At 36.6% G+C, this 12,268-nt stretch carries 7 protein-coding genes; 4 read left to right on the plus strand and 3 right to left on the minus strand.

The window, feature by feature from the left end; all coding sequences use genetic code 11:
• Positions 1 to 116 precede the first annotated feature (116 nt).
• The 3 genes from KIK00_RS13615 to KIK00_RS13625 all read right to left on the minus strand — a co-directional run bounded on the left by KIK00_RS13615 (position 117) and on the right by KIK00_RS13625 (position 5,889).
• Positions 117 to 3,536, minus strand: a complete 3,420-nt coding sequence (locus KIK00_RS13615) for a T9SS type A sorting domain-containing protein (protein WP_255812921.1) — start codon at positions 3,534 to 3,536, stop codon at positions 117 to 119.
• A 204-nt stretch (positions 3,537 to 3,740) separates the two neighbouring features.
• Positions 3,741 to 4,880, minus strand: coding sequence for an EpsG family protein (locus KIK00_RS13620; RefSeq protein ID WP_255812922.1), 1,140 nt, complete (start codon positions 4,878 to 4,880; stop codon positions 3,741 to 3,743).
• A 1-nt stretch (position 4,881) separates the two neighbouring features.
• Positions 4,882 to 5,889, minus strand: coding sequence for a hypothetical protein (locus tag KIK00_RS13625; protein WP_255812923.1), 1,008 nt, complete (start codon positions 5,887 to 5,889; stop codon positions 4,882 to 4,884).
• 192 nt (positions 5,890 to 6,081) lie between these two features.
• On the opposite strand from KIK00_RS13625, the gene KIK00_RS13630 reads away from it, so the two are divergent.
• From KIK00_RS13630 to KIK00_RS13645, 4 genes are read left to right on the plus strand one after another with little or no spacing between them, the layout of a single operon-like run.
• A complete protein-coding gene (locus tag KIK00_RS13630; protein WP_255812924.1) occupies positions 6,082 to 9,735 on the plus strand; it encodes an MMPL family transporter in 3,654 nt (1,217 codons plus the stop codon).
• A gap of 42 nt (positions 9,736 to 9,777) precedes the next feature.
• Positions 9,778 to 10,692 (plus strand): dialkylrecorsinol condensing enzyme DarA, encoded by a 915-nt coding sequence (locus KIK00_RS13635; RefSeq protein ID WP_255812925.1) that lies wholly within the window; start codon positions 9,778 to 9,780, stop codon positions 10,690 to 10,692.
• Between the two features lies 1 nt (position 10,693).
• Positions 10,694 to 11,833, plus strand: a complete 1,140-nt coding sequence (locus tag KIK00_RS13640) for a beta-ketoacyl-ACP synthase III (RefSeq protein WP_255812926.1) — start codon at positions 10,694 to 10,696, stop codon at positions 11,831 to 11,833.
• The gene (locus tag KIK00_RS13645) at positions 11,833 to 12,264 is read left to right on the plus strand and encodes a hypothetical protein (protein WP_255812927.1); all 432 of its coding nucleotides are present in this window, start codon (positions 11,833 to 11,835) and stop codon (positions 12,262 to 12,264) included. The genes KIK00_RS13640 and KIK00_RS13645 overlap by 1 nt, the downstream gene beginning before the upstream one ends.
• Positions 12,265 to 12,268 lie beyond the last annotated feature (4 nt).

Genomic DNA, 12,268 nt, shown 5'->3' on the forward strand with positions numbered 1-12,268 from the left:
ACATTTCATGATATAGAATTTTTCATCAACCATCATAGACGTAAAAGATATGCTTACATGTAAAAAAGCAGAACAAGACACCTCATTCTGCTTTTCTAAATCCTTATTTTCAGAATTTATCGTTTAATAATTTTGACAACCGCTTCCGAATTATTTATTCTTATCAAATACACTCCTGCATTCAAAGATGACAGGTCCGTCTGGTTATTTATAAACTGACCTGACTTCACAATCTGTCCCAAAGCATTAAAAATCTGGAAATGATATTCTTTATTTTCTGAAGCTTTTATATACAAAATATTGGAAACCGGACTTGGATATAAAGTAATCTTATTGTCCGTCGTTTTAAATTCTGCATTAGCAGTACTCAATGTCGGGCTATTAGGGATTACTGTTATTCTGGAAGCTGGCCCTTCTTCATTACCATTTGCATCATATTCTATTTTCACACATCGGCATCCCGCACCAAAATACGGATCATTATTATCATGAAAGACCATAATCCTGTTGGTAGTAGAAGCAGCATCAAAAAGTACATTAATCGGTCTTCCCAAATAATTTGAATTTAAAGCCGCTGTCCACACAGCCGGATATTGAAAATTGAGAACATTGAAGGTTCCCTGCGCTGTCTGATTGGCAATCACGCTTCTGAAGCCTCTTGATCCGGAATCAGGGTAGTTTCCTAAAGAATATACAGGATTATTAAAGATATATCCTACGGTAGCATTGGTTGAATTTCTCACTCTGGTTCCTAAGTAATCAGTGGCAATATTATACGATGTGGCTACATTTTTATCTTTTTTATACCAGGGAGTCTGCCCGAAATCACTGCCTGAAACTAAAGCGACATTCATCAGATCGGGAATTCGCCAGCCTTCCGGACAAGGATCGAAAGGAGATTTCTTTCCCCCTCTTCCCCATCTGTCAGGAGCCATGTTAGGTTCTGCTGCCAGCCAGTCAGTTCCGTTGGTATAGTTGGGTGTTGCGCTGTTATAAGGAGCAAACGTACTTGGAATCATATATACCAAAGGGTTTTTAACGGAATAAGACAGTATCTTGGAAATCTTATCTACCGGCTTGTCTGTACCCAGTACATTGGATGCAGCAGCGTAGGTATTGTAAGGAACTATATAACTACCGGAAAGGTTATTATAATCAGCAGAAGTAAGCACAGCATAGGAAACAGTTCCATTTGCTGCAGCAGTTCCTAAAGAAATATTGTAGAAACTTCTGTTATCTGTATTTTGGAACGCTGGAATGGGATCTTTTCTTCCCCATTGATAGTGCAATCCTGTGGAAGCGCGTATCTTCATCAGTTCTTCCGCAGTGGGTGCAAGAGGATTTGCAACATTAGGAAAGGCATCTGTTGCCCCAAGATTACGATCCATGAAAGATGTCTGGAATATGACATCCGCTTTGTTTACATAATTTACATAATTTGTCACTGCCGCCGGGGATTCTGTAGTATAAGTGTAAGACTGTATAGGAGAATCCGTAACCCAGATATGCCAACTCCAATATACCGGAGCTGATATACTGCCGTTATGCAGGGTTACTACAGCATTTCCACTCTGGTCAGGAGCTATTTCTACAGCTATTTTTGAATTGGCAATACCCTGCAGTGAAGAAGGTGACGGGTTTATTATTGAAATTTTACTGATAAGACCAGTATTCGTAGTCCAGAGAACATTTCCTTTTAAATCATTAAAATTGGAAGGGTTTAATATCTCTGAATTATTCAACAATTGACTTTGTACTGAAAATGCCTTGCTCACCGGAATTTCAATGACAGCAGCTGTTCCGCTTTTAACAATCTGATAGGTATTCGGATTATCAATCCCTTCTTTATATTCTGTGGCTGCAGGCAGATACTCTGTAGGAAAATCATAATCATTAACGAGATATAAAGGGTCTTTTATACATCTGCATCCGTTCGCATCTGAGGTATACATTACTGACATGGGAAAGTAATAAAAACGTCCTTTGATATTGGGGTAATTAGCGTCCGGAATATCAGGCTGTGTCTTATCCGGAATCATTGAAAGCCCTCTAACGGTAACTGCCGGAGAAGCATCGAACTGCCGGGCCATGGTAGCCGTCCACAATGCAATATGATGCTGATCACTATACTGCCCCAAATGAGCTCCCCTGATAAGCTGCCCATTTCCGGGAAAGACCCCCATATTGTATCCTCCAACTGCAGAAAGATCAAAACCAAGATTAGGATACACTTTAAATCCTGTCATAAATGCGGGAGTTCCTGCATTAGTAGGTTTTATAATATGGTAATTATTGGTTTCAAAAACATTTTTCGCCATATTGGTTTTTACGCCGAAAGGTGAAAAGTCTACTCTGATATCATCAACATAGGAGCCAGAGGCCAGATTTGCTACCAGCATAGAGGGTATACGCCATCCGTTGGGACAAGGATCATAAGAAGATTTGTCCCTATAAGGTTTTGCTTTATCATCGGTATTGTAAACGGCTTCTATTTTTCCCTGTGCATTATCAGACCAAAGATTAAGTTCTGAAAGCCTGTTAGTAGGCAAAGTTGTAGATTTTCCAAACCAATTGACAGGTAGATTGATATTATTATTGTAATAAGCCTGACCGGAATTGTCCTCTTTATTGACATAGATAAGACTCAAGGGATTTTTTACAGAAAGTCTTAAGTTATTGGTAACCTCTGCACCGGAAAGCAAAACGAATTTCCTAAGATCATCAATACTTACAGCATTGGTCATATTTTTCGCTCCTCTATGTCTGACTCTTCCTATGGATCCTGAGGCTTCATAGAAATCATTCCCTCTGGTAACCAATGGCGGAATTGGATCTTTTCGTCCCCACTGATAAAGAAGTCCTATACTTTTGTTCCAGTCTGACGCAGTGATAGAGCTTGTAAGTGCACCCAGATTTCTGTCCATCCATTTCCAATCTGTATCCGGAATCACTTCAGTTGTACCATCTGACTTCATCCTTTTAATAGTATTGAAACTTCGATAAGTTGCTCCATTTGTGGGATCATCAGTAACCCAGATATGCCAGCTCCAATAGATTTCTCCATTTACTTTGAAGGCAACCACTGCATTTCCTTTTTTTGCTTTGCTGATGGGAACTTTGATTTTAGCATCCTGCCCTGTTCCTGTTATTTCGAGAGCATAATTTACTCCTGATTTTATCAGACCGTGAACATCCTCCCACAGTACATCTGCAGTCACTGTTCCTGCCGGAATACCATTCCCATTGAGATAGCCTCCCCCTTCCCACATAGCATATGCTTTCTTTACCGGAACCAGTAAGCCTTCACTATTCTGGCTGGGATCAAAGATGTAGCTGTTGGGTGCTTTTTTCCAATCCGGAAGAAATATTTTTTTCAATTCATGTGCCGGCCTGACCAATGAATCCACGTTTTTAGCAACCGATATTGCTTTTATATACTCAACTGAAGAAAGACCTCCTCTGATATTACCCTTCAAACAGATACTGAGTGATATCAGACAGAAGACTGCCGCTAATTTTCCAGCTAACCTTTTCATACCTTATAATTTAGTGTCATTATCCAAATACAATTTTTAAGCCTATTTCAATAAAAAGAGATTTATTTTATAAATATCAATAACATATTTGAATTATGATATTAATAATTCAAAACAAAACTAATAAACAGTACAAACATGAACAACCTTTTCACAAAAAAAAGACAGCTAAAAAGCTGCCTTTATATTTTTATGTCCAAAATACTATGGAAGAATATGGTTTTTGTAACGCTCTATTGAAAATCGTCCCGCCTTGATATTATTAAAGAGTGAGAAGACGACAAAATTAAAGACAACGAGTGAAATAATAAACGCATAAATCATGTTCTTGGTCCTCGCAGAAACAACATACATGGCATTCGGAATAATGATATACGAGAACCCGATGAATGCTCCTGCAAGCCTCGATGAGAAAATAGGGTTATTTCTAAAGATAAAATACATGCTAATCCCAATGACAGCATAGTTTCTATGGTATTCATAATAAGGGTAAAGCTCTTTCATCTTGGTATCAAAAACAAAAAGAAAGAAGGTCAGGATCGCCATCATTACTTCCGGAATCCCTATACCACCATTTAATCGCTGTACTGTTTCATCCATATATCCGTTGAACCCTTCTACAAGTGTACTATTCGAGGCCATCCCATCCAAGAAGCCACCAAAGCTTCTGTATACTTCAAACGGAGACAGGAAGACAGAACCAATGATCATAATAAGCATCACCGTTTTGTTCAAAGGAACACGGGCCAGCCAGTACATTGGCAGGAATAAATAGCAGACACTATGGATACCCGATCCTATAAATATGAAAAATAAGTAGTGCCAGAATTTCCGTTCTTTGATATATCGTATCGCAAAGTAAACGATAAAGGTTCCCAGATTTTGCCTGATCTGCCCACTTTCCCCGATAAAAAAGTTGGGGATAAACATAAAAAGGGTAAAGGTAAATGGATAAAATGTATTGTCTTCTGTATATTCAACTTTAAAGATCATCGCAAAAATAGCAATGACCAGAGTCAACATATAAAAAGGAGCGTTAAAAAAATTGAGGAGTATTTTATTAATCAATGTATACAGCCACTCTACATCCAGATTTTCAGTTCCTTCCATATGGAGCATCTTCATAAAGATACTGTAATAGCTTTTGGTATCAGAGTAGATATAAATGCCTTTATAACTTCCGTAGTCAGGACCTACCTCGTTTCTAAGCCCGACAATAATAATGAAATAAACAGCAAGGAACCAGAACCATTTTTTATCAACCTTTTTTCCATACACTTCCTGAATACTGAAGAACAGCATATAGACGATGGCAATAATATAATATGGATGTAGTAAACTCATGCTAAATCTCTGATGTTTTTTTAAACTGATGATATGCCGTGATAATTCCGGTCAGAATTAAAGGCAGAAAAAGCCTCACCTCCCAAAAAAGACCTACTAATGTGATCATGATAAGGTAGGGGATTGAAAAGAAAAAATATTTTCCAAAAACATTTCTGTTTTCTTCGTCAGTACAAAGTCTGTATATAAAGTAAATCACAATGATGGCAAAGGTCAATCCCGCAAGATTGAAAGGACTGGAAAAGTTCCTGTTGATATAAAAACCTTCTACAAACGTAGTTTCATCCTGAACAAGCACAGCTCTTAACCCCAGATAAGGAACAAGAAAAGCAATAACCAGAGGTATTATTCTCAAGATTACCTTATAATTTCCTTTTTTCAATTCAGCAATATTGAAAAATACTGCGGCAAAAAAAGCGATATTCAGGCAGGCTGTTTCTCTTACCAATGTGGAGATTGTGATAAGCCCAATGAGAATAAAAAAGAAAATATTTTTCCTGGTATCTAAATATTTCAGTGTTAAAAATACACCTGTCAGGTAGCAGAAAAGAGCAATAGTATCACAATTTGTTGGTGCATACTGGGTTATTACGATAAAAAAAATGGATAAAAGGTGGATAATTCTTCTTGCATTAAGATTTAGCAGAAGCCCTGTGGCCTTCAGTTTAAATACAGCATCTAAGATCAGGGAGCACCCAATAAAAAACACGCTATTCATCAGGAAAAGCCCATGGTAGAACGGTGTTCCGTTTTTGGACAAAAAATCTTTAAAGAAAGAAAAAGGACCATTGATCAGATAATACATTAAATCTGTCATCTGCACACTCAGATAATTGGGAATCACTCTGTAAGCGTATACGGAGGAAAATAAGAAGTCAGGTGTTGTCTCTGATGTTTTCAGTCTTGTATAGGAAGATTCAAATCCATAATAAGACATGGCAAACAACAGAAGCGGAAGTACTATTACAAATAGAAATCCGTTTATTTTTTCATCATTTCTTTTCAACATATCTAAAACAGATTCTTATTTTTTAATAATAATTGTGATTTAAAATACATTTTTTTAAAGGGGAACTTTTGCAAAAGTAGAATATTTTTTCGTTCTTCCTAGAATATTTTATTGATTTTCAGTCAAAACTTATCTCTAACTATTTTGAACTAATGCTTAAAAAATTAAATTTGCAGACTTGATTCACATGCAATGCATCGTTTTTTTATATTTTTATATTATCTGATCTCCAGAAATAAAATCCTATCTGTACTTACAGCCTTAGGAATTGCTGTTTTATGCCTGTTTTTTGCATCAAAGATCAATTTTGAGGAAGATATCAATCAGATCATTCCTAAAAATGAAAAATCTGATCTTACGGCAAAGGTTCTTAAGCAGCTTAATTTTTCGGATAAGATCATCGTTATTATAGAGAATAAATCCGGTGAAGACAGCTTCCAGCTTTCGGAAACGGCAGATACTTTTTTGCAGAAGATAGAGCCTCTACACAAGTATATAGGTTCCGTTCAGGGCAAAGTGAATGATAATGAGATTTCAGAAACATTTGATTTCGTCAGCCAAAACTTACCTTTATTCCTTAATGAAAATGATTATAAGGAAATTGACCGCAAACTTCTGAAAGACAGTATTGCCAAACAGGTAGAGAATAATTATATCTCGCTGGTTTCTCCAACTAGTCTTGTTACCAAGGAGTTTATCAAAAAAGATCCCTTGGGGCTTACTTTTTTAGGAATTAAAAAATTAAATGCATTAAACATCAGCAAAGACTTCAAGCTTGAAGACAGCTATATTGTAACCAAAGACGGGAAAAACCTATTACTTTTTATTGATCCGAAAAACAAGAGTAATGACACGAAAGCCAATGAAGTTTTTGTAGATCAGCTCAACTCAATAAAAGAAGGCATTAATAAACAGTTCAAGGGAAAAACAGAGATCAGCTATTTCGGTTCTCCGGTGATTGCCGTGGCCAATGCCCAACAGATCAAAAAAGATATTCAGAATACGGTAGTCATTTCTATGACGGTGCTTTTGGTTCTTCTGATCTATTATTTCAGAAATTTCTTTACGCCCATCATCGTCTTTTTACCAACAGTATTTTCCGTACTGCTTGCCCTACTTGTTCTTTATTTTATTAAAGATAAAATTTCAGCGATTTCATTAAGTGTAGGAGCCATTCTGATCGGGATTACGATAGATTACGCCCTGCACATTCTTACCCATTATAAGCATAACAATAATATTGAAGAGCTTTACAAAGAGATCACCCAGCCTATTATATTAAGTAGTGCAACGACGGCTGTTTCATTCCTGTGTTTGGTTTTTGTACGTTCTGAAGCGTTGAAAGACCTCGGGCTTTTTGCTGCTATCACCGTCATTCTCTCTTCAGTTTCAGCATTAATTATCGTTCCTCAACTCTATAAACCCAAAGAAAAAGGAGAACACCTCAACACGAATTTCATTGACAAGATAGGATCTTATCCTTATGAGAAAAACAAACCTTTGATTATAGGATGCTCTATCATCATTCTTGCCTGCCTTTTTGGATTCAGACATGTAGGTTTCAATGAAGACATTGGTGATCTTAATTATATTCCAAAAGATCTGAAAATCAGTGAAGCCAAACTACAAAAGCTTTCTGACATTACTTCAAAATCTATTTACACCATCTCTTATGGAAATTCTGAAGAGGAGGCATTAACCAGAAATTCTGAACTGAGCAACTTCCTTGAAAAAGAGAAAAAAGAAGGCAAAATATTAAGCTACAATTCTATCGGAAGCATTGTTCTTTCGGAAAAAGATCAGCAAAAAAAGATTGAGAAATGGAACACCTTCTGGAATGATTCTAAGAAAAATCAGACTATTTCCGAATTGGTTAGTAATGGAAACAAATTTGGGTTCAACGGTTCAGCTTTTGACAACTTCAATGAGGTTTTGCATAAAAACTATGCTGCATTGAGCCTGAAAGACTATGAAAAAGTAAAGGCTCTTCAGATCTCAGAATTCATGAGCAGCGAAAATGGTTTTTACACGGTTTCCAATGTGGTAAAAGTAGACGAAAATAAGAGAGATGCCTTCATCAAAGATATTGAAAAGAAACATGATGCTCTTGCCATTGACCGCCAGCAGATGAACGAAAATTTCCTCGGCTTGCTGAAGAGAGATTTCAATACGTTAATCAATTATTCTCTTTTAGCAATTGTTCTGACAATTATTGTGTTTTTCAGAAATCTTGAATTAACAATTCTTACCATGTTCCCGATTGTTTTAACGGGAATTGTAACAGCGGGAATTCTTTATTTCTTAGGATTAGAACTCAATATTTTCAGTACCGTAGTATGTACATTGGTTTTTGGGGTTGGGGATGATTTCAGTATCTTCCTGACGCAGGCTATGCAAAAAGAACATACAACAGGTAAAAATGAATTACCCACCTACAGAACATCCATTATTCTTGCGGTTTTCACTACCATTCTTTCCATTGGGTCTCTGATCTTTGCCAAGCATCCGGCGCTGCATTCTTTAGCATTAGTAGCCCTGATCGGAATGTTTTCTGTGATTATTATTACCTCTACCTTATATCCTTTCTGGTTCAGATTATTCATTACCAACCGGGCGAAGAAAGGCCTTTCTCCCATTACTTTCAGACTGTTTTTACGGGCTGTATTTTCGTTTTTATATTACGGATTGGGAGGATTGGTATTTTCAGCTTTCGGAAGTTTATTTATTAAAAATGCCAAAGGAAAAACATTAGACATTATCAAACTGATTCTGGCTAAGTTCTTAACATCAGTACTTTATTTAACACCTTTTGTTAAGAAAAGAGTCATTAAAAATACAGCTGAAGATTTCAGCAAACCGGCTGTTATTATTGCCAATCATACCTCTTTCTTAGATACCCTGGCCATTGCCATGACTACCCACAAAATCATCTATCTGGTGAATGACTGGGTATATGAGTCTCCTGTTTTCGGAAAACTGGTAAAAGCTCTGGGCTTCTATCCGGTTTCACAGGGAATTGAAAATGGAATGGATAAGCTGAAAGAAAAGATTGCACAGGGATACTCCCTAGTTGTTTTCCCTGAAGCAGAACGTTCTTATACCAATGATGTCAAAAGATTCCATAAAGGAGCGTTTTATCTTGCAGAGCAATTCGGGCTGGACGTCCTTCCGCTTTACATTCATGGTAATTCTGAAGTATTACCGAAGGGAGATTTTATTATTTATGATGGAAGCATTACCGTAAAAGTAGGCAGCAGAATTAGCAAAGACGATATAAGTTTCGGGAAAAACTATTCTGAAAGAACAAAGAAGATCAATGCTTATTTCAGAGAAGAGTTTGCAAAACTGAGAGAAGAGATCGAGAATGAAAATTATTTCAAAAAGAAACTGTTCCTGAGCTATCTTTATAAAGACAGTGAAGTGGTAAAAGAAGTAAAAGAAGACTTCAACACCAAAAAATCAGTATATTTCGAACTGAATAAGCATATTTCCAATGAAGCCAACATCCTTCATATGGCCGATGATTTTGGACAGAAAGATGCTTTATTGACTTTATACCAGGCCAGCCGAAGAATTTTTTCTCTAATAAAAAGTGATGAAAAAAGAGCAATAGCTTCACACAGCTATCTGGTAAAAAGAAGAAAGATACAGTATATAAAAGACTTTTCAGAAGTGACTAAAAAGATTGATGTTCTTTTGATCTCACATGATAATTTTAGCTTCAATGATATTCAGGTTCTTCCTGAGACAATCATTTTTGTCAATACAAAGAACGCTTCGTTTGAAAATGAGAACTATACGCTGAAATTTAGTTCTGAGTCATTAAAAGTATTTAAAACTAAATAATAAATATGAAAAACATATTTTTGTAAACGCTAAAGAAAACTAATGAAGAAAAATATACTTGTCATATATTATTCACAAACCGGACAACTCGAAGATATCGTGAGAAACATAGCCCAACCTTTTGAAGCTAAAAAGGAAGCTTATGATATTACGTATTACAACATTCAGCTAAAGGAAGATTTTCCTTTTCCCTGGCCAGGTGATGTTTTTTTCAATACCTTTCCAGAGTCTTATTTACAGATTCCAAAAGAAATTCTGCCTCCTTCGGAAGAAATTCTGAACAAAAAGTATGACCTCATCCTTTTCGGATATCAGGTATGGTATCTCACACCATCCATCCCTATCATTTCATTTTTAAAGAGTGGTTATGCAGAACGCATCCTTAAAGATACATCTGTAGTCACTATCTCCGGAACCAGAAATATGTGGATGCTGTCTCAGGAGAAATTAAAGGTATACTTAAGAGATTTACAGGCAAAACTTGTGGGGAATATTGCATTGGTAGACAGACATGACAATTATACCAGTGTATTAACCATTCTTCGATGGCTTACAACAGGCCAAAAAGAAAAATCAGGAATGCTTCCTGCTGCAGGAGTTTCCGATGAAGAAATCACAGGTTCGGTAAAGTATGGCGAGATTATTGAAAGACACTTTAGCAATAACGACCTTAATAATTTGCAGCCGGAGCTTGTGAAAAATGGAGCGATTGAAATTCGCCCATTTTTAGTACGCGTAGAAAAGGTGGGAAATAAAATATTTACAGTATGGTCTAACCTGATTATCAAGAAAAAAGAGAAACGTCCATTGCTGATAAAATTCTTTAAGGTATATTTGATGGCAGCGATATGGATCATCTCACCTGTCGTTTTAGTTTTACACCTGCTTACAACCCCTATATTTTGGTTTAAAAGACAAAAACAAAAAAGATATTTACAAGGAATTAATTTAAAATAGAATGTACGACGTATTTATAACAAAAGCATCAAAATACTTACCCAATGAGCCGGTAGCGAATGATGAAATGGAGACTTATCTTGGGCTTATCAATGATGCGCCATCCAAAGCAAAATCACTTATCCTAAGAAATAATAAAATCACGACAAGATACTACGCTTTAGATAAAGAAGGAAACCCTACGCACTCTAACGCGCAGCTTACAGCAAAAGCAATCGAAGGACTTTTTGACGAACATTTCAAAAAGGAAGACATGAAATTATTATCCGTAGGAACTACTTCACCAGACCAGATACAGCCTTCTCACGCTTCTATGGTGCATGGTGAGCTGAACATCGGAAAATCTATTGAGATTAATACCTCAACTGGTCTTTGCAACTCAGGAATGAACGCCCTAAATTATGGATTCCTTTCTGTAAAAGCCGGTGTACAGGAAAGTGCAGTATGTGCAGGTTCCGAAAGAATGTCTGCATGGATGACAGCTGATAAATTCAACCATGAGGCTGAAAATTTAAAATTACTGGAAGAAAGACCTATCATTGCTTTCAAAAGAGAATTCCTGAGATGGATGCTTTCTGACGGAGCGGGTGCTTTCCTTTTGCAAAACAAACCGAGAGAAAACGGTATTTCTTTAAAAGTAGAATTCATTGATTTCTATTCTTACGCACACGAAATTGAAGCATGTATGTATGCAGGATGTGATAAGCTGGAAGACGGAAGCCTTAAGTCATGGGCTGATTACCCTTCTGATGAATGGTTGAAGCAATCTATTTTTGCCATCAAACAGGACACTAAAATCCTTGATAAATATATCCTTGTAAAAGGAGCAGAAAGTTTAAGATCTTCTTTTGACAAACATAATTTGGATCCGGAAAAAATTGATCACGTATTGGCTCATATTTCTTCAGGTTATTTCAAAGACGGACTGAAAGAAGAATTTGCTAAAAAAGGAATGGATTTCCCTGCAGAAAAATGGTTCTACAATCTTTCTGAGGTTGGAAACATCGGAGCAGGATCTATTTTTATTGCCCTTGAAGAATTGATGAATTCCGGGACATTGAAAAAAGGAGAAAAAGTACTTCTTTGTGTTCCTGAAAGTGGAAGATTCGCTTATTCATGTGCTTTACTAACGGTTTGCTAATGGAAAACAGACTGCCCACATCTGATAAAGATTTCGTAGAAAGCCTTATTCCGCAACGGTTTCCCTTTGTGATGGTTCATGAGCTATCAGATTATTCTGAAAACCATCTTTTATCCGGTTTTGAAATCAAAGAAGATAATCTTTTCATCCAGGACGGATTATTTCAAGCTTCAGGGCTTATTGAGCATCAGGCACAGAGTGTGGCCTTGCATACAGGATATAAATATTATCTGTTGGGGAAAGATGCCCCAACCGGATATATCGGAGCCATCAAATCTTTTGAAGCTGAAATGCTGCCTAAAGTAGGAGATCATCTGAAATCTGAAGTAACAATCCTCAATGAAATAATGGGAGTAACCCTTGTGGATATCGTTACAAAACTGAACGGTGAAGTGATTGCAAAATCTCAAATGAAAACCGCTGTAAAATAAACTG

The sequence above is a fragment of the Chryseobacterium sp. MA9 genome, from assembly GCF_024399315.1.
In the GTDB taxonomy this organism is placed as follows: domain Bacteria; phylum Bacteroidota; class Bacteroidia; order Flavobacteriales; family Weeksellaceae; genus Chryseobacterium.

What these genes read in the sequence shown, in the direction of transcription:
- KIK00_RS13625 (WP_255812923.1), bottom strand. Translation starts at nt 5,889, where the DNA reads ATGTTGAAAAGAAATGATGAAAAAATAAACGGATTTCTATTTGTAATA.
- KIK00_RS13615 (WP_255812921.1), bottom strand. Translation starts at nt 3,536, where the DNA reads ATGAAAAGGTTAGCTGGAAAATTAGCGGCAGTCTTCTGTCTGATATCA.
- KIK00_RS13645 (WP_255812927.1), top strand. Translation starts at nt 11,833, where the DNA reads ATGGAAAACAGACTGCCCACATCTGATAAAGATTTCGTAGAAAGCCTT.
- KIK00_RS13635 (WP_255812925.1), top strand. Translation starts at nt 9,778, where the DNA reads ATGAAGAAAAATATACTTGTCATATATTATTCACAAACCGGACAACTC.
- KIK00_RS13640 (WP_255812926.1), top strand. Translation starts at nt 10,694, where the DNA reads ATGTACGACGTATTTATAACAAAAGCATCAAAATACTTACCCAATGAG.
- KIK00_RS13630 (WP_255812924.1), top strand. Translation starts at nt 6,082, where the DNA reads ATGCATCGTTTTTTTATATTTTTATATTATCTGATCTCCAGAAATAAA.
- KIK00_RS13620 (WP_255812922.1), bottom strand. Translation starts at nt 4,880, where the DNA reads ATGAGTTTACTACATCCATATTATATTATTGCCATCGTCTATATGCTG.